Origin of the sequence: Mesorhizobium sp. B2-3-12 (genome assembly GCF_006442205.1) — a bacterium.
GTDB lineage: Bacteria > Pseudomonadota > Alphaproteobacteria > Rhizobiales > Rhizobiaceae > Mesorhizobium.
This window is the reverse complement of record NZ_VFVR01000006.1, coordinates 227,007-246,316: the sequence shown is the minus strand read 5'-3', so window position 1 is coordinate 246,316 and position 19,310 is coordinate 227,007. Positions and strand designations below refer to the sequence as shown.

The window sequence follows — 19,310 nt, the reverse complement described above, 5'->3', positions numbered from 1 at the left end:
GATCAGCTTTCGGAGAGCGCGGTCATTACCTCGCGAAACCGCTCGGCAATCTCCTCGCGTCTCGCATGCCTGCCGCCGCTGACCTGCTTTTGCCCGTGCACCCAGACACAATCGACCTTGCTGCCATTGGCGAAGATCCAGGCATCAAGGATCGCATCGCCCATCTTGCCCGCCAGCGAGGGATTGCCGGCGTCGAGCGAGACGAGATCAGCGGCAGCGCCGACGGCTATCCGCGCGGCGCCGGCGCCGAGCGCGGCGCCGCCACCGTCAAGTGCGGCGTCGAACAGCGCGCGGCCGGTCGAGCCGCCGGCCACCGCAAGCACATTGCGGGCGCGGTGGGCGAGGCGCTGCGAATATTCGAGCTGGCGCAATTCGTCGGGGAGGCCGATCAGCACGTTGGAATCGGAGCCGACACCGAAGCGGCCGCCATGCTCCTTGTACAGCGGCGCGGCAAAGGTGCCGTCGCCGAGATTGGCCTCGGTGATCGGGCAAAGGCCGGCGATGGCGCCGCTCTTGGCCATGTCGATGGTCTCGGTTTCCGTCATGTGGGTGGCATGGATCAGGCACCAGCGCTGGTCGACAGCGGCATGGCCAAGCAGAAACTCGACCGGACGCGCGCCGGACCAGGCAAGGCAGTCCTCGACCTCCTTCACCTGCTCGGCGACGTGGATATGGATCGGCCCGTCCGGCGCGATCGCCGCAACCGCCCTGAGTTCCTCCGGCGTCGCGGCCCGTAAACTGTGCGGGGCGACGCCGACAATTGCTTGATTCAAAGAGCGAACAGATTCGCGGGACTTCTCAACAAGCCGGGCGAACCCGCCAACATCGTTGATGAATCGCCTCTGGCCGTCGTTTGGCGCGGCACCACCGAAGGAGGAGTGGGCGTAAAACACCGGCAGCAGCGTCAGGCCGATACCGGTTTCGCCGGCCGCCGCGGCGATGCGCTCGGCCATTTCGGCAGGGTTGGCGTAAGGGTTTCCGTCGCGGTCATGATGGAGATAGTGAAATTCGCCGACGCGCGAAAAGCCGGCCTCCAGCATTTCGACATAGAGCTGCGCCGCCACCGCCTCGACCTGGTCTGGCGTCATCGACAGCGCGAAACGGTACATCACTTCGCGCCAGCTCCAGAAACTGTCGGCGGAGGGGCCGCGCAACTCGGCAAGCCCGGCCATGCCGCGCTGGAAAGCGTGGCTGTGCAGATTGGGCATGCCGGGCAGCAGGATGGCATGGCGTTCGTCGCCTGGTCGCGGGGAGGTCCCGGCCTCGATCGCCGAGATTCGCCCCTGGTCGATGGCGATCCGCACATTGCCTTGCCAACCATCCGGCAGGAGCGCCTGTTCCGCAAAGATCGCCGTCACGTCCGTCTCCGAATCCTGCCCTGGGGATAACAATAGCACTTGCAGTGCGTTTCAATATGTATATACATAATCGTCATCCTTTCAATTGGAAAAGATGATGGCTGGAGAGAGCAAGAGCCAAGCGGGAGGGCTTCGCCTTTGGCGCAATGCGCATCTGGCGACCATGGCCGAAAATTCCGCCGGACTTGGCATCGTCGAACACGGCGCGGTCGCGGTGCGCGACGGCCGCATTGTCTATGCCGGTTCCGAATCCGAGATGCCCTCGGCGTTTGCCCAGGGCGAGACCGTCGATTGCGAAGGCCGCTGGATCACGCCCGGCCTGATCGACTGCCACACCCACCTGATCCACGCAGGCAACCGCGCCAACGAGTTCGAGATGCGGTTGGCCGGCGCCACCTATGAAGAGGTCGCCAGGGCCGGCGGCGGCATTGTCTCTTCGGTCAAGGCGCTGCGCGTCGCCAGCGAGGACGAATTGGTCGCCCAGACGTTGCCGCGCCTTGACGCGCTGATGGCGGAAGGCGTCACCACGGTCGAGATCAAGTCCGGTTATGGCCTCGATCTCGACAATGAAAAGAAGTCGCTGCGCGCCGCGCGACGGCTGGGAAATGAACGCCCGGTAACGGTCCGCACCACATGCCTGGCAGCCCATGCGCCGCCGCCCGAAGCCAAGGGCGACAAGGACGCCTTCGTCGATCTCGTCGCCAACACAATCCTTCCCGGCGTCGCCGCCGAAGGCTTGGCCGATGCCGTCGACGGGTTCTGTGAAGGCATCGCATTTTCGCCCGAGCAGATGGCGCGCGTGTTCGACAAGGCCAGGGCGCTCGGCTTGCCCGTAAAACTCCACGCCGACCAGCTATCCAACCTGCACGGCGCCGAACTTGCCGCCCGCTATGGCGCGTTGTCGGCGGATCATCTCGAATACACCGATGAAGCAGGCGCCGTGGCGATGGCCAGGGCGGGGACCGTCGCGACGATTCTGCCTGGCGCCTACTACTTCATCCGCGAGACCAAGAAGCCGCCGATCGGCCTGTTTCGCCAGCATGGCGTGAAAATGGCTGTCGCCACCGACAACAATCCCGGCACATCGCCACTGACCTCGCTGCTTCTGACCATGAACATGGCGGCGACGCTGTTCGGCATGACGGTCGACGAGTGTCTTGCCGGCGTCACCCGCGAGGCCGCGCGTGCGCTGGGCCTGCACGGCGAGATCGGGACGCTGGTATCAGGCAAATCCGCCGACCTGGCGATCTGGGAGATCGAGCGTCCCGCCGAACTCGTCTACCGCATGGGCTTCAACCCGCTGCATGCCCGCATCTGGAGAGGACAATGACCGAACTGACCCTGAAGCCTGGCAACGCCACGCTGGCCGACTGGCGCGCCATTTATCGGGGCGCCGTGCCGAAACTGGATGATGGCTGCCGCCGAAAAATCAAGGCAAGCGCCGAGGCTGTCGCGCGCATCGTTGCCAAGGGCGAGCCGGTCTATGGCATCAACACCGGCTTCGGCAAGCTGGCCAGCGTGCGCATCCCGGCCGAAGATCTGGAGACCCTGCAGCGCAACATCGTTCTGTCGCATGCCGCCGGCGTTGGCGAGCCGATGCCCGTCGCCATTACCCGGCTGATGATGGCGCTGAAGCTTGCGAGCCTGGCGCAGGGCGCCTCTGGTGTGCGCTCGCAAACCATCGAATTGCTGGAAGCGATGCTCGCCAACGACGTCATCCCGGTGGTGCCGGCGCAAGGTTCGGTCGGCGCCTCCGGAGACCTTGCCCCGCTGTCGCATATGACGGCGGTGATGATCGGCGTCGGCGAATGCTTTACCCCGCATGGCCGCTTTCCAGCCAAGGTCGCGTTCGTCTCGCACGGGCTGGAGCCGGTGACATTGGGCGCCAAGGAAGGTCTGGCGCTGCTCAACGGCACGCAGTTTTCGACGGCCTATGCGCTGGCCGCGCTGTTCGAGGCAGAAGTGCTCTACCAGTCGGCGCTGGTCGCCGGCGCGCTGTCAACCGATGCGGCGAAAGGCTCCGACGCCCCTTTCGATCCGCGCATCCATCTGCTGAGAAAACACCGTGGCCAGATCGAGACGGCGGACGCGCTGCGCAATCTGATGGCCGGCAGCGCTATTCGTGAATCGCATCGTGTCGGCGACGAGCGTGTGCAGGATCCCTATTGCCTGCGTTGCCAGCCGCAAGTCATGGGCGCGGCCCTCGATGTGTTGCGCAAGGCGGCCGATACGCTCGGCACCGAGGCCAATGGCGTCACCGACAACCCGCTGATCTTCGCCGAGGACGACACCGCGCTCTCCGGGGGCAATTTCCACGCCGAGCCGGTGGCTTTCGCCGCCGACATGATCGCGCTGGCCGTCTGCGAGATCGGTTCGCTGTCGGAACGCCGCATCGCCATGCTGGTCGACCCCGCGCTGTCGGGCATGCCCGCCTTCCTGACGCCCAAGCCCGGCCTCAACTCCGGCTTCATGATCCCGCAGGTAACGGCGGCGGCCCTCGTTTCGGAAAACAAGCAGAAGGCCTATCCGGCATCGGTCGATTCCATCCCGACCTCGGCCAACCAGGAAGACCACGTCTCGATGGCTGCGCATGGCGCACGCCGCCTGATCGGCATGGTCGAGAATGCGACGGCGGTGATCGGCATCGAATTGCTGGCCGCCGCGCAAGGCTGCGACTTCCATCAGCCGCTCGCCTCCAGCGCCGCGCTCGAAGCCGTGCGCAAGCTGGTCCGCGCCGAGGTGCCGCATCTCGACAATGACCGCCATTTCCACCCCGACATGGAAAAGGCCATCGCCATGGTGCGCAGCGGCGCAACGGTGAAGGCGGCAAGCGCGGTGACGCTGCCGGGGATTGCCTGATGACATCATCCTGGCTCACCATTACTCAGGGCACGGCACCGCTGCTGGTGTCGATCCCGCACACCGGCATCGACCTTGCCGGCCTCGAAAGCCGGCTGGTGTCGCCATGGCTGGGTCGGCGCGATTGCGACTGGTGGATCGACAATCTCTATGATTTCGCCACTGACCTTGGCGCGACCGTCGTGCACACGGCGATCTCGCGCACCGTCATCGACGTCAACCGCGATCCATCCGGTGCCTCGCTCTATCCAGGCCAGGCGACCACCGGCCTGTGCCCCACCGAAACCTTCGATGGCGATCCGATCTACCGCCAGGGCGAAGAGCCGGGCCCGTCCGAGATCGACGAGCGTCGCGAGAAGTTCTTCACACCCTACCACGCTGCCTTGCAGGCCGAGATCGACAGGCTGCGCAGCCTGCACGGCAAGATTGTCCTCTACGACTGCCATTCGATCCGCTCGGTGCTGCCACGCCTGTTCGAAGGCACGCTGCCGGTATTCAATCTCGGCACGAACGACGGCAAAAGCGCTGATCCGACGCTGCAGGCGACGGTCAACCTGATCATGGCTGAAACCGGCGAAACCTTTGTCGTCAACGGACGCTTCAAGGGCGGGTGGATCACGCGCCATTTCGGCCTGCCGCTTCAGGGCGTGCATGCGCTGCAGATGGAACTCTCCAATCGCGGCTATATGCGCGAACCCGAAGGGAAGGGCACGCCGGACAACTGGCCGGTACCCTACGACGCCACGTTCGCCGCGCCGATCCGCGCCACGCTGAGAAAGATTCTCCAAACCGCCATTGACTGGGCCGGGCGCTGACGCGCCGCCTCATCCGAAAGGGACAATGATGACCGACCCTCGCCACAACATCCGCGAAGTGCGCAGCCCCCGCGGCGACAAGCTCAACGCCCGCTATTGGACGACCGAAGCGCCGCTACGCATGCTGATGAACAACCTCGACCCCGAGGTCGCCGAGAACCCCAACGAGCTGGTCGTCTATGGCGGCATCGGCAGGGCGGCGCGCACCTGGAACGATTTCGACCGCATCGTCGCCTCGCTGAAGACGCTTGGCGAGGACGAGACGCTACTAGTGCAGTCCGGCAAGCCGGTCGGTGTGTTCCGCACCCACCCGGACGCGCCGCGCGTGCTGATCGCCAACTCCAACCTGGTACCGCACTGGGCGACCTGGGAGAAATTCAACGAGCTCGATAAGAAGGGCCTGATGATGTACGGCCAGATGACGGCCGGCTCCTGGATCTATATCGGCACGCAAGGCATCGTGCAGGGCACCTACGAAACCTTCGTCGAGGCCGGCCGCCAGCACTATGGCGGCAATCTGAAGGGAAGATGGATCCTGACCGGTGGTCTCGGCGGCATGGGCGGCGCGCAGCCTCTGGCCGCCGTCATGGCCGGCGCCTCCTGCCTGGCGATCGAATGCAATCCCGATTCGATCGATTTCCGCCTGCGCACCCGCTATGTCGACGAGAAGGCCGAGACGCTCGACGAGGCCATGGAGATGATCGAGCGCTGGACCAAGGCCGGCGAGGCGAAGTCCGTAGGCCTGCTCGGCAATGCCGCCGAGATCGTGCCCGAAATGTTCAGGCGCGGAATCCGCCCTGATATGGTCACCGACCAGACCTCTGCGCACGACCCTATCAACGGCTATCTGCCGAAGGGTTGGACGATGGCCGAATGGCGCGAAAAGCGCGTCAGCGACCCCAAGGCGGTGGAGAAGGCGGCGCGCGCTTCCATGCGCGAGCATGTCGAGGCGATGGTGGCGTTCTGGAACGCTGGCGTGCCGACCCTCGACTACGGCAACAACATCCGTCAGGTCGCCAAGGACGAAGGCTTTGAAAATGCCTTTGCCTTCCCCGGTTTCGTGCCGGCCTATATCCGTCCGCTCTTTTGCCGAGGCATCGGCCCGTTCCGTTGGGCCGCACTCTCCGGCGATCCCGAGGATATCTACAAGACCGACGCCAAGGTGCGCGAACTCACCCCCGGCAACACCCATCTGCACAACTGGCTCGACATGGCGCGCGAGCGCATCTCATTCCAGGGCCTGCCGGCGCGCATTTGCTGGGTCGGTCTCGGCGATCGGCACAGGCTTGGTCTCGCCTTCAACGAGATGGTGGCCAAGGGCGAGCTCAAGGCGCCGGTCGTCATCGGCCGCGATCACCTCGATTCCGGCTCGGTCGCTTCGCCGAACCGCGAGACGGAAGCGATGAGGGACGGCACTGACGCGGTCTCCGACTGGCCGCTGCTAAACGCGCTGCTCAACACCGCGTCGGGCGCCACCTGGGTGTCGCTGCACCATGGCGGTGGCGTCGGCATGGGTTTTTCGCAGCATGCCGGCATGGTCATCGTCGCCGACGGCACGCCGGATGCTGCAAGGCGCCTGGAACGGGTGTTGTGGAACGATCCGGCGACCGGCGTGATGCGCCACGCCGACGCCGGCTACGACATCGCCATCGAATGCGCCAAGGAGCACCAGCTCAACCTGCCCGGCATTCTCGGGTAACGGCTGACGTCATGCGCATCCTTCGTGCCGCCGATTACCGCGTCATGCCGTGGAAGAACGGCGGCGGCACGACGACCGAGATCGCCGTCTCGCCCGATGGCGCCGGGCTCGACGATTTCGACTGGCGCGTCTCGATGGCCCGGGTCGAGACGAGCGGGCCATTCTCCAGCTTTTCCGGCATCGACCGCACGCTGTCGGTGCTGGAAGGCGAGGGGATCGTGCTTGACGTCGCGGGCCGGCCACCGGAGCGGATGACGGCGGCCTCCCGGCCATTTTCCTTTCCGGCCGACCAGCCGACGAGCGCCGCGCTGATCGCCGGCCCGATCACCGATCTCAACGTCATGACGCGTCGCGGCCGCATGTTGCATCAGGTCGAGCGTCTGGCGATTTCAACGCCTGTGGAAATCCGGACCGACGCAGGTTCCACTTTCATCCTTTGTCATGCAGGCCATGCCATTTTCCCCGGCACCGCGCCCATTCGTCTCGGGCCGCTCGACACCTTGCTGCTCGGACCTGATGCCGCTGTCTTGCGGGTTCAGCCCGAGCCGGATGCGATCCTCTTCGTGATCCGGATAATCGGTGCCGCCTGACGCGTTTGTTGCCAACGGTTACCGCCTGTTTCCAAACATGATCGCGATGCCGGCGAAATATAGCGTAAGCTGGCGTCGGCATCACGAAAAAGCCCGAATCCTCTCCGTCGATCGGTCTTGACGGGAGCGAGGGGCGCTCGTCTTTGGGTTGGTCGAAAGATGACGCCCTGTCGTGGTGCGGAAACAAACTTTCGGCATAGGGGTTGATGCAACCAATTGCATTTGAACCGGTTTTAGGGCCATTGCCGTAGCGGTGACGCCGCTGAGTGCCCGCTTACGGAATTTTCAATGAATATTCAGACAAATCCAGCCCAGATCGAGAAGACAAGCGCGAGCTTTCCTGCCATCACGGAAGAGCCGATAAGATCGACATTCCTGCCGGAAGAACGGCTCCGGCTGCTCGGCGAAAGTCTGGCCAAGGGCGATCTGGCGGATCTGTTCGGCCTGATCCCGTTCGACTTCCAGGCTCGGATCCGCGACAGCGCCAAGAAGATCCTCGAAGTCTACCGGTCGACCAATGCCGCGCAGGCGAGGGGCGAAACCATCACGCCCGCCGCGCAATGGCTGCTCGACAACAACTATCTGATCGAGGAAACCATTTTCCAGGTCAAACGCGACCTGCCGCGCCGCTTCTACCGGCAATTGCCGACGCTGAAACTGCCCGATGGCGGCACCGTGCCGCGCGCATTGGCGCTGGCCTGGACCTATGTCGCCCATTCCGACAGTTCCGTCTCGGCGACCATGTTCAAGTCCATCGTCCAGGGCTTTCAGTCGGTCGAACCGCTGAAGATCGGCGAACTCTGGGCGCTGCCATCCCTTCTGCGCTTCGTGCTGATCGAGAACCTCCGCCGCCTGGCGGTCAGGGTCAACCGCACCCGCCAGATGCGCCAGATCGCCAACGACGTGGCCGACAAGGTGCTGGCGACCGACGACAATCCGGACCGGCAGGCGATCCTCGCCAATTTCAGCGCGCACGCGCAGGACACCACCTTCGCGACTCAGCTTCTCTATCGCCTGCGCGACGGCTCGCAGAACGCCGGCAAGGCGCTGGAGTGGCTGGAAGGCGAGCTCGAAAAGACCGGCTCGGACGCCGAGGAAATCATCATTTCCGAGCACCAGACGCTGTCCAGCGGCAATGTCACCACCGGCAACATCGTGCGTGGTCTGCGCCTCATCAACGACGTCGACTGGACGGTGTGGTTCGAAGGCGTCAGCCGTATCGATACCGTGTTGCGCGAGCGCACCGATTTCGCCGCGCTCGACTTCTTCTCGCGCGATCAATATCGCACCGCGATCGAGGAACTGGCACGCCGCTCGAACCTGTCGGAGTACCGTGTCGCCGAAAAAGCCATTGAGCTGGCCGGCCACGCCGCCGGCGGAACGGTCCCGCAGGGAGCTGAAGAGGCTGATACCCAGGCTGGATCCGACCATACCGATGTCGGTTTCTATCTCGTCGGCCCGCGCCGGCTGGAGCTGGAAAAGGCGATCGGTTACCGGCCCACGATCAGCCAGATGGTGAAGCGGACCTTCGCCAAGACCGGCTGGCTCGGCATCGTGCTCCCCGTTTTCGCGCTGACGGTGTTGCTGCTTGTCCTGACAGGCAATGCGTTGGGCAATCTTGGCCTGTCGGTGCCGTCGATCGTGCTGATGCTGGCGCTGTTTGCCGTGCCGGCCAGCGAAGGCGCGCTCGCCTTCTTCAACACCGTGGTTTCGCTGTTCCTCAAGCCAACGCGCCTGATTGGCTACGACTACAGGCATGGGGTGCCGCCCGAGGCGCGCACCCTGGTGGTCGTGCCGTCGCTGATCGGCTCGCGCGACGATGTGGAGGAGAACATCCGCAACATCGAAGTGCACTACCTCGCCAATCTGGCGGACGAGATCCATTTCGCCCTGCTGTCGGATTGGCCCGACAGCAAGATCGAGGTCGATGCGGCGGACACCGAGATCCTGGATTTCGCCCGTGCCGAAATCGCCCGTCTCAACGCGCGCTATCCCTCCGAAGGCGCACCGCGCTTCTACATCCTGCACCGCCGCCGGCTGTACAATGCCGCGCAGGGGTGCTGGATGGGCTGGGAGCGCAAGCGCGGCAAGCTGCACGAGCTCGATCTCTTGCTGCGCGGCGACAGCGATACCACCTTCCTGCCGCTCGAGGTGCCGCTGCCGGAAAAGGTCGTCCATGTGATGACGCTCGATGCCGATACCCGCACCACCCGCGATGCGGTATCGAGCCTTGTCGGCAAGCTTTGCCATCCGCTCAACCGCCCGCATTTCGACGCCACCAGGCGCGTCGTCACCGCCGGTTACACCATTCTGCAGCCGCGCATCACCGCTTCGCTCACCAGCGGCGACGAAGCCTCGTTCTTCCAGCGCGTCTTCTCGGCCAATCGCGGCCTTGATCCTTATGTCTTCGCTGTTTCGGACCTCTATCAGGACGTCTTCAGCGACGGCTCCTTCACCGGCAAGGGCCTCTATCACGTCGATGCCTTCGAGGCCGCCTTGCAGGGCCGCATCGAGGAAAACACCATTCTCAGCCACGATCTGCTCGAAGGCGCGCTGGCGCGCGCCGCGCTGGTCACCGACGTCGAACTGGTCGAGGATTACCCGACCCGCTACTCGGTCGATGCCTCGCGCCACCATCGCTGGGCGCGCGGCGACTGGCAGCTCTTGGGCTACATCTTCAACCCGCGCTCCGGCGTCCCGGCCCTGTCGCGCTGGAAGATGGTCGACAATCTGCGCCGCTCGCTGACGCCGATCTTCTGGGTCTTGGCGGCCATCGCCGGCTGGACCCTGCTGCCCTTCACGCAGGCCGCGCAGTGGCAGGCCTTGCTGATCCTCAGCCTGTTCATGGCGCCGACCTTCGACGTCGTCAACGCCATCCTGCCCAAGAGCGGCGACCAGACACCGCGCGGCCATTTCTCGGCGCTGGCGCGCGACGTCGCCTTCGGCACCGCCATGGTGGCGCTGAAGATCGTGCTGATGGCGCACAATGCCTGGATGATGGGCGACGCCATCGTGCGCACGCTCTACCGGCTGTTCGTCAGCCGGCAGAACCTTCTGGAATGGCGCACCGCCTCGCAGGCGCACAAGGCCGGCGACAATGATGTCGGCTCCTATTACGGCATGATGTATGGCGCCGTGATCATCGGCTTTGTCGGCCTAGCCATTCCGGTGCTGGCCGATTCCACCGGTGCCTTCGTCGCCTTCTTCTTTGCCGTGTTCTGGATCGGCTCGCCGGCGATCGCGAGCTGGATCAGCCGCTCCGCCGAAACCGAGGACCGGCTGCGCATATCGCAGGCCGACATCCACACGCTGCGCACCGTGGCGCGCCGCACCTGGCACTATTTCGAAAGCTTCGTGACGGCGGAGCATCACAATCTGCCGCCGGACAATTTCCAGGAAAGCCCGGCGCCCGTGGTGGCGCCGCGTACCTCGCCGACCAATATCGGCGTCTATCTGCTCTCGGTCGTCTCGGCGCGCGATTTCGGCTGGATCAGCCTGTCCGATGCCATCACGCGCATCGACGCCACCATGACCACCATCGAGAGCATGCCGCGTCATCGTGGCCATCTCTTCAACTGGTACGACACCACGACGCTGAAGCCGCTCTACCCGCTCTATATCTCGGCGGTGGACAGCGGCAATCTCGCCGGTCACCTGGTGGCGGTGGCGGCGGCCTGCGCGGAATGGGCGGAAGCGCCTTCCGTCCACCTGCAGGGCGATTTCGAGGGTATTCTCGATACCGTCACCATTCTGAGCGAAAGCCTCGATGAACTGCCTGACGACCGCCGTCAGTTGCGGCCGCTGCGCCAACGCCTCGTCGATCGCCTCGACGGCATGCGGCGTGCCGTCGAGACGATCAAGGCGCAGCCGGAAATGGCCTCGATCCGCACCATCAACCTTGCGGTCCTGGCTGGCGAAATCCGCAAGCTCGCCACCGCCATTCACACCGAGGCCGCATCGCCGCAGAGCGACGTCATCGTCGACTGGGCGGCAAGGCTCGAGGCCACCTGCGAGGCGCACGTCCACGACGCCCACAGCGACGAAAACGCTGTCGAGGCCCTGCGTGCCAAGCTGCTCACCTTGCGCGAGCGCACCCGCCGTTTCGCCTTCGAGATGGAATTCGCCTTCCTGATGCGCCCGGAGCGCAAGCTCTTGTCGATCGGCTACCGGGTCGAGGAACATCAGCTCGACGAAAGCTGCTACGACCTTATGGCCTCCGAGGCGCGGCTGACCAGCCTGTTCGCCATCGCCAAGGGCGACCTGCCGACCGAACACTGGTTCAGGCTTGGCCGCCCGATCGTCGAGATCGGTTTCCAGGGCGCGCTGATGTCCTGGTCCGGCTCGATGTTCGAGTATCTGATGCCGCCACTGGTGATGAAGGAGCCGCAAGGCTCCATCCTCAACCAGACCAGCAAGCTGATCATCAAGCGCCAGATCCAATACGGCCGCCAGAAGAACGTGCCGTGGGGTATCTCGGAAGCGGCCTACAACGCTCGCGATCGGGAACTGACCTATCAGTATACTAATTTCGGCGTGCCGGGGCTTGGGCTGAAGCGTGGCCTCGGCCAGAACACGGTGATCGCGCCTTACGCGACTATCCTGGCGGCCCAGTTCAACCCGCGCGAAGCGGTGCAGAACCTGGCCCGGCTGCGCGAGATCGGCGCACTTGGCCCTCATGGCTATTATGATGCGGTCGACTTCACGCCGCAGCGCGTGCCGGAAGGCACCAACCATGCGGTCGTGCTGAATTACTATGCCCACCATTCGGGCATGTCGATCGCCGCTGTCGCCGACGCCATCTTCGAAGGTCGCCTGCGTGATCGCTTCCACAGCGATCCGGTGATCGAATCGGCCGAACTGCTGCTGCAGGAGAGGGCGCCGCGCGACATTCCGACCGCCACCGTCCGCACCGAGGCTGACGAGCGCTCCAAGGACGAAACCGAAACCGAGAGCCCCGATACCCGCATCGTGCTCGATCCCTTGCGGGCGCTGCGTTCGACCAATGTGATGTCGAACGGCCGCTATTCGGTGATGGTGACCGCGACCGGTTCCGGTTACAGCCGCTGGGGCGATCTTTCCGTCACCCGCTGGCAGCCTGATCCGGTCGAGGATCGGCTTGGCTCCTATATCTTCCTGCGCGATGCGGCCACTGGCGACTGGTGGTCGGCGACTTCGGAGCCCAAGCACGCGGCCGAGGAAAAGACGCAAACCCTGTTTTCCGATGACAAGGCGAGCTTCGTGAAATCGGTCGGCACGCTGCGCTCCGAGGTCGAATGCATCGTCATTTCCGAAGGCAATGGCGAAGGCCGCCGGATCACGCTCTACAATGAAAGCACATCCGACCGTCACATCGAGGTGACGTCCTTTGCCGAACTGGTGCTGGGTTCGGAGGCTTCCGACAACGCGCATCCGGCTTTCTCGAAGATGTTCGTGGAAACCGAGATCGCTCCCAACAACGGTGCGATCTTCGCCACGCGCCGCAAGCGCGAAACCAGCGAACCCGATGTCACGCTGGTGCATTTCGTCACCGATCCGTCGGGACCCTCTCGCGATGCCGAGGCCGAGACCGACCGGCGCGCCTTCATTGGGCGTGGCCGCACCATCGTCGATGCCGCGGCCTTCGATCCAGGCGCCCGGCTTCGTGGCCATTCCGGCTTCACCCTCGATCCCATCGCCTCGCTGCGCCGTCAGGTGCGGGTGCCGGCCAACAAGAAGATATCGCTGACCTTCTGGACCGTCGTCGGGGCCAACCGCGCCGAGTTGGAAGAGGCCATCAACCGGCTCGACCATCAGGAGAGCTTTGCCCGCCAGGCCATGCTCGCCTGGACGCGCAGCCAGGTGCAGACCCGTCATTTGGGCCTCAGCCTGACCGATGCCGCCAATGTGCAGAAACTGGCGCGCTATCTGATCTATCCCGACCCGTTCCTGCGGCTGCCCGCCGAGTCCATCGCTTCCGGCCTGGGCAAGCAATCGAGCCTGTGGCCGACCAGCATTTCGGGCGATTACCCGATCTTCCTGGTCAGGATCGGCGATGTCGCCGATCTGGAAATCGTTGCCCAGGCGTTGCGCTTCCAGGAATATATGCGCACCCGCGGCATGATGATCGACTTCGTCGTCGTCAATGAGCAGGCCTCCTCCTATGTCCAGGATCTGCAGCGCGCGGTCGAGACGTTGTGCGAAAACAGCCGCTTGCGCGGCAAGGAACTCGGACCCCGCCAGCACATTTTCGCGGTGCGCCGCGACCTGATGGAGGAGACGACCTACAAGACGCTGCTCGCCGTCGCCCGGGTCGTGCTGCATACGCGCAACGGCACCATCTTCGACCAGATCGAACGGGCCGAGGCGGCTGCCCTGCAGGCGCGCGATGGCCTGCAGCCGGCTGGATTGCCGGCTCCGCGCGAAATTCCGGCGCCCGCACCGCAGATGCATGCATTTGCCTCGGCGGTGGCCGATGTCAGCGCCGACGGCTCCGGCCTCAGCCAGTGGAACGGTTTCGGCGGCTTCGACGGCGACGGGCGGCACTATGTGGTGCGCCTGACTGGCCGGCGCACCACGCCGCAGCCCTGGATCAATGTCGTCTCCAACGCCTCGTTCGGCTTCCACACCTCGGCCGAGGGGGCTGCCTTCACCTGGAGCCGCAACAGCCGTGACTATCAGATAACGCCGTGGTCGAACGATCCGGTTTCGAACCGGCCGGGCGAGGGCATCTATATTTACGACCAGGCCAGCGGCAGGGCGTTCTCCCCGATCGCCGCGGTGGTGCGCGATCCCTCGATGACCTACGAGGCCTGGCATGGCCAGGGCTTCTCGACCTTCCGCTCGAAGCGGGGGCCTTTGTCGATGGACCTGACTCATGTCGTCGATCCCGTCGATCCGGTGAAGATTACGCGGCTGCGCATCCAGAATTCCGGCTCGGTGCCGGCGCGGTTGCGCGTCTATGCCTACGCCGAGTGGGTGCTTGGCGGGCACAGGTCGCGCACGGCGGCAACCATAGTGCCGTCCCGTGATGGCGCCACCGGCGCGTTGATGGCGCAAAACCCCTATGGGCTGGATTTCAGCGAGCGCGTGGCCTTCCTCGCCGCCGACACCGGCATCCACTCGGTGACGACGGACCGGGCCGAGTTCCTCGGCCGGCACGGGTCCAGCGAGTTGCCGCAGGCGGTGCTGAGCGGTTCGGCCCTGTCTGGCCGCGTCGAGGCCGGAGACGATCCGTGCGCGGCGATCGCTCGTGACATCGAGATTCCGGCTGGCGGCGACGTCACGCTGATCTGGCTGCTCGGCGATGCCGAGTCCTCGGCGCAGGCGAGCGCGCTGGTGCAGAAGCACCGGGGCGGGGACTTCGACCAGCGCCTGGCCGACAACGAGCGCGAATGGCGTGCCTTCCTCGACACCATCCAGGTCGAGACGCCGGACAAGGGCCTCGATGCCATGGTCAATCACTGGCTGCCCTATCAGAGCCTTGCCTGTCGCATCCGCGCCCGCTCGGCTTTCTATCAGGCAAGCGGCGCCTTCGGGTTCCGCGACCAGTTGCAGGACACACTCGCCTTGCTGGCGCATGATCCGACGCTGGCGCGCGACCAGATCCTCAACGCCGCGCGACGGCAGTTCCCGGAGGGCGACGTGCAGCATTGGTGGCTGCCGCGTACCGGCGCCGGCGTGCGCACTCTGATCTCCGACGACGTGGTGTGGCTCGCTCACGCCACGGCGCGCTATCTCACGGTCACCGGCGACGCCACCATCCTGAAGGAGCAACTGCCGTTCCTCGACGGCCAGGCACTGGGCGAAGGCGAGCATGACGCCTTCTTCACCCCGGAAATCTCGAAGAAGACAGTGTCGCTCTACGATCACTGCGCGCGTGCGCTGGACCTTGCCATCAAGCGCAGCAGTCCAGCCGGACTGCCGCTGATCCTCGGCGGCGACTGGAACGACGGCATGAACCGTGTCGGCGAGCACGGCAAGGGCGAGAGCGTGTGGCTGGGCTGGTTCCTCTTGAAGACGCTTGGCGACTTCGCCGCGGTCGCCAGGAGCGAGGGCGACACCAAGCGCGCACAAGCCTGGGCAAAGCATGCCGAAGCGCTGAAGCGGGCGCTCGAAAGCACGGCGTGGGACGGAGAATGGTACCGGCGCGGCAGTTTCGATGACGGCACGCCTTTGGGGTCGCGTTCATCGCAGGAGTGCAAGATCGACTCCATCGCCCAGTCCTGGAGCGTGCTTTCGGGCGAGGGCGACCCGGCGCGGTCGACGACGGCGATGCAGCAGGCGACGAAGTTGCTCGTCGACGATCACCTCAAGATCGTAAAGCTTTTCACGCCGCCCTTCTCGAAGACGGACAAGGATCCCGGCTACATCAAGAGCTATCCGCCTGGCGTGCGCGAGAATGGCGGCCAGTACACCCATGCGGCGACGTGGTTCGTCATCGCGCTGGCGGAGATGGGGCAGACCGACGAGGCCTACCGCTGCTTCTCGATGCTGAACCCGGTCAATCACGCGTTCGACGAGGCCTCGACCGAGCACTACCGCGTCGAGCCCTATGTGGTGGCGGCCGATATCTATGCCGGGGACGACAAGGGCGGACGCGGCGGCTGGACCTGGTACACCGGCTCCGCGGGCTGGCTATACCGGGCCGCGGTCGAAGGCATCCTGGGTATCGAACGGCGCGGCAAGCAGATCACGTTCCGGCCGAAGCTGCCCAGTCATTGGGACGGCTATCGGGCGTCGCTCAAGATGCTGGGCGCCGAGATCAAGGTGCAGGTCATTCGCGACAAAAAGACCAAGACGATCTCGCTCGAAGTCGATGGTTCGAAGACAAAATCGGCGTCCTTCGAGCCAAAGGCCGGTGGCCAGACCGAGGTCGTGGTCAAGATACCGGCGTAAAATCAACAGGTTGGGTCACCGGCTCGTGCGTCCTTCGGGACGCGCGAAGCTGCGTCCCGTTACTTGCGCGGGATCCGGGGCGGCGTCGGCCGCGCGCCTTGGAACCGACCTCTCCGGCTTACGGTGATTAAAAATGTGGCAACGCTAGGCCGCTGCCATGATTTTGCCGCAACGCTGGCATTTCACCTTTTATCTCAATCCGTTAGGTGATCACGCCAGATTTCGTATCGTCGTCATGTTTTGTTCGCTAAATGGGAACGGAAGCGATAGACGGGCATTGTTTTGCGACGCATCAACCGTTACGTGTCAGGAATGGTGCAGTGCACAATATTGGTATTGGGCACAATAGAATGTTGGCGGAGTAGCTGAAGTGTCACTTCTGCAGATCTATTGGAGAGCGCTGGGGTATCTGGCTGCCGACAAGAAGCGCGTCGCGCTGATCTGTGCGGCCAACGTCGCTCTCGCAGCCATCGCGATCCTCGAGCCGATCATGTTTGGCCGGGTCATCGACGCGATTGCCAACAAGGGTTCGGTCTTCTCCACGCTTGCGGTCTGGGCCGGCATCGGCGCCTTCAATGTTCTCGCTTTCGTGCTGGTGGCGCGCGGTGCCGACCGGTTCGCGCACGCTCGGCGCAGCGAAGTGCTGTGCCAGTCCTTCGAGCGCGTCATCACCATGCCGCTCGCCTGGCATCACCAGCGCGGCACCTCCAACGCCCTCCATACGCTGTTGCGCGCCGTCGAGACGCTGTTCAGCCTTTGGCTCGAATTCATGCGCCAGCATTTGTCCACGGCTGTTGCACTCGTCCTGCTGGTTCCGACCGCGCTCAGCATGGATGTGCGCATGTCAATGGTCCTGCTCGTCCTCGGCGTTCTCTATGTCGGCATCGGCCGCCTGGTGATGAAGCGCACCAAGGAAGGCCAAGCCGCCGTCGAGCGCCACTATCACAAGGTGTTCGCGCATGTGACGGACTCGGTGAGCAACGTCGCCGTGCTGCAGAGCTACAACCGTCTCGGTCATGAGGCGGAGACGCTGCGCGGCTACGTCAAGAACCTGCTCGACGCGCAGAACCCGGTGCTGGACTGGTGGGCTATCGCCAATGCGCTCAATCGCCTGTCGTCGACGATCTCGATGATGGTGGTGCTTCTGATCGGCGCCTATCTGGTCACCCACGGCCAGCTGCGCATCGGCGACGTCATCGCCTTCACCGGCTTCGCCACGCTCCTGATCTCGCGGCTCGACCAGATGTCGGCTTTCGCGAACCAGATTTCGGAAGCTCGCGCAAAGCTCGAGGATTTCTACAAGCTTGAGGACTCGGCCGCCGACACCGCCGAGCCGGATGGATTGCGCGATCTTGCCAATGTCACCGGCCATGTCCGTTTCGAGGATGTCAGCTTCGAGTTCGCCAATTCGGGGCAGGGCGTCAGCGATGTCTCCTTCGAGGTCCAGGCTGGCCAGACCGTCGCCATCGTCGGACCGACGGGTGCGGGCAAGACCACGCTCATCAACTTGCTGCAGCGCGTCTTCTCGCCGTCCAGCGGTCGCATCCTGATCGACGGCATCGATACCCGCATCGTGACCCGCAAGTCGCTGCGCCATTCGATCGCCACCGTGTTCCAGGATGCCGGATTGCTGAACCGCTCGATCGAGGACAATATCCGTGTCGGCCGCGCCGATGCGACCAATGACGAGATCCATGCCGCAGCCACCGCGGCCGCGGCGCAGGATTTCATCCTGTCCAAGAGCAATGGCTATGACACGGTGGTCGGCGAACGTGGCGGCCAGCTGTCCGGCGGCGAGCGCCAGCGCATCGCCATTGCCCGTGCCGTGCTGAAGGATGCTCCGATCCTGGTGCTCGACGAGGCGACCAGCGCGCTCGACGTCGAGACCGAGGATCGCGTCAAGGAAGCCATCGACGAATTGCGCCGCGACCGCACCACCTTCATCATCGCCCACCGCCTGACCACCGTCCGCGACGCCGATCTGGTCGTGTTCATGGACAAGGGCAGGGTGATCGAGATGGGTGGCTTCGCCGAACTGTCGCTGCGCAACGGCCGTTTCGCCAGCCTGCTGCGCGCCGGCGGCCTGCTCAACGACGAGGAAGTCCGCCGCCTCAGCCGCTCCGTACACGAGGCGGCCTGAGCGATGACAGTTCTCCCTTCTCCCCTTTGTGGGAGAAGGTAAGAGCTGCCGCGACACCACCGCTCGATTGCTCCAATCGCATCGGCGGTCTATGTAAAGTCGCATGAGTGACACGACTTCACGCCTGAGCGGCTGGACCGATCTTGCCAATCCGACCCGGTTCGTTGGGCTGGCGGACAGGCTTGTGCCGTGGCTGGCGGCGCTCGCCACGCTCGTTCTCGCTGCTGGCTTCTATATGAGCTTCACCGCGCCCGAGGATTTCCAGCAAGGCATCACCGTGCGCATCATGTACATCCACGTGCCTTTCGCCTGGCTCGCCATGATGTGCTACACGCTGATGGCGGTCTCCGCGCTTGGCACGCTGGTCTGGCGCCATCCGCTGGCCGACGTCGCGCTTAAATCGGCGGCCCCCATCGGTGCGGTCTTCACCGCGCTGGCGCTGATCACCGGTTCGATCTGGGGCAAGCCGATGTGGGGCACCTGGTGGGTCTGGGACGCCCGCCTGACCTCGGTCTTCGTGCTGTTCCTGATGTATCTCGGCATCATCGCGCTGACCCGCGCGCTGGATGACGCCAGCCGCGCCGCCTGGGCCGCCGCCATCATAACGCTGGTCGGCTTCATCAACATCCCGATCATCAAATTCTCGGTCGACTGGTGGAACACGCTGCACCAGCCGGCCTCGGTGTTCCGGCTCGGCGGCCCGACCATCGATCCCAGCCTGCTCTGGCCGCTGCTGGTGATGGCCGTCGGCTTCACGGTGCTGTTCTTCACGCTGCACCTGATGGCCATGCGCACGGAGATCCGACGCCGCCGCGTCATCGCCATGCGGCGTGTGGCGGCACGGCAGGCGGAGCGGACTTAAGCTTCTCTCACAAGGGAAGCTACGGAATTTCCAAGCAGCTGGTCTTCGGCCATGGCGTGCATGGCAGCTTGGCGAATTCATTGTCTTATGCCGCGCAGGTCGACCCCCACTCC

Annotated in this window: 9 protein-coding genes; 8 read left to right on the top strand and 1 reads right to left on the bottom strand. The window is 64.4% G+C overall.

Going from position 1 to position 19,310, the window contains the following annotated elements; translation table 11 throughout:
• Nucleotides 1–2: 2 nt before the first annotated feature.
• On the bottom strand, nt 3–1,358 hold the full coding sequence (locus tag FJ948_RS19020; RefSeq protein WP_140707020.1) for a formimidoylglutamate deiminase: 1,356 nt from the start codon (nt 1,356–1,358) through the stop codon (nt 3–5).
• Nucleotides 1,359–1,455: 97 nt separating this feature from the next.
• Here FJ948_RS19020 and hutI point away from each other — a divergent pair, with 97 nt between their 5' ends.
• The 8 genes from hutI to FJ948_RS18980 all read left to right on the top strand — a co-directional run bounded on the left by hutI (nt 1,456) and on the right by FJ948_RS18980 (nt 19,197).
• On the top strand, nt 1,456–2,688 hold the full coding sequence (gene hutI / locus FJ948_RS19015) for an imidazolonepropionase (RefSeq protein ID WP_140707018.1): 1,233 nt from the start codon (nt 1,456–1,458) through the stop codon (nt 2,686–2,688).
• Nucleotides 2,685–4,217: a histidine ammonia-lyase gene (gene hutH / locus FJ948_RS19010; protein ID WP_140707016.1), complete on the top strand. Its 1,533-nt coding sequence runs from the start codon at nt 2,685–2,687 to the stop codon at nt 4,215–4,217. The genes hutI and hutH overlap by 4 nt, the downstream gene beginning before the upstream one ends.
• On the top strand, nt 4,217–5,032 hold the full coding sequence (gene hutG, locus FJ948_RS19005) for an N-formylglutamate deformylase (protein WP_181173715.1): 816 nt from the start codon (nt 4,217–4,219) through the stop codon (nt 5,030–5,032). The genes hutH and hutG overlap by 1 nt, the downstream gene beginning before the upstream one ends.
• A gap of 25 nt (nt 5,033–5,057) precedes the next feature.
• Nucleotides 5,058–6,731, top strand: coding sequence for a urocanate hydratase (hutU, locus tag FJ948_RS19000; RefSeq protein ID WP_181173714.1), 1,674 nt, complete (start codon nt 5,058–5,060; stop codon nt 6,729–6,731).
• 11 nt (nt 6,732–6,742) lie between these two features.
• On the top strand, nt 6,743–7,321 hold the full coding sequence (locus tag FJ948_RS18995; RefSeq protein WP_140707012.1) for a HutD family protein: 579 nt from the start codon (nt 6,743–6,745) through the stop codon (nt 7,319–7,321).
• 288 nt (nt 7,322–7,609) lie between these two features.
• The gene (locus FJ948_RS18990; RefSeq protein WP_140707010.1) at nt 7,610–16,195 is read left to right on the top strand and encodes a glucoamylase family protein; all 8,586 of its coding nucleotides are present in this window, start codon (nt 7,610–7,612) and stop codon (nt 16,193–16,195) included.
• 370 nt (nt 16,196–16,565) lie between these two features.
• Nucleotides 16,566–18,335 (top strand): glucan ABC transporter ATP-binding protein/ permease, encoded by a 1,770-nt coding sequence (locus FJ948_RS18985; protein WP_140707009.1) that lies wholly within the window; start codon nt 16,566–16,568, stop codon nt 18,333–18,335.
• 103 nt (nt 18,336–18,438) lie between these two features.
• Nucleotides 18,439–19,197, top strand: a complete 759-nt coding sequence (locus FJ948_RS18980; protein WP_140707007.1) for a heme ABC transporter permease — start codon at nt 18,439–18,441, stop codon at nt 19,195–19,197.
• Nucleotides 19,198–19,310: the final 113 nt, after the last annotated feature.

What these genes read in the sequence shown, in the direction of transcription:
- hutI (WP_140707018.1), top strand. Translation starts at nt 1,456, where the DNA reads ATGGCTGGAGAGAGCAAGAGCCAAGCGGGAGGGCTTCGCCTTTGGCGC.
- FJ948_RS18990 (WP_140707010.1), top strand. Translation starts at nt 7,610, where the DNA reads ATGAATATTCAGACAAATCCAGCCCAGATCGAGAAGACAAGCGCGAGC.
- hutH (WP_140707016.1), top strand. Translation starts at nt 2,685, where the DNA reads ATGACCGAACTGACCCTGAAGCCTGGCAACGCCACGCTGGCCGACTGG.
- hutG (WP_181173715.1), top strand. Translation starts at nt 4,217, where the DNA reads ATGACATCATCCTGGCTCACCATTACTCAGGGCACGGCACCGCTGCTG.
- FJ948_RS18980 (WP_140707007.1), top strand. Translation starts at nt 18,439, where the DNA reads ATGAGTGACACGACTTCACGCCTGAGCGGCTGGACCGATCTTGCCAAT.
- FJ948_RS18995 (WP_140707012.1), top strand. Translation starts at nt 6,743, where the DNA reads ATGCGCATCCTTCGTGCCGCCGATTACCGCGTCATGCCGTGGAAGAAC.
- hutU (WP_181173714.1), top strand. Translation starts at nt 5,058, where the DNA reads ATGATGACCGACCCTCGCCACAACATCCGCGAAGTGCGCAGCCCCCGC.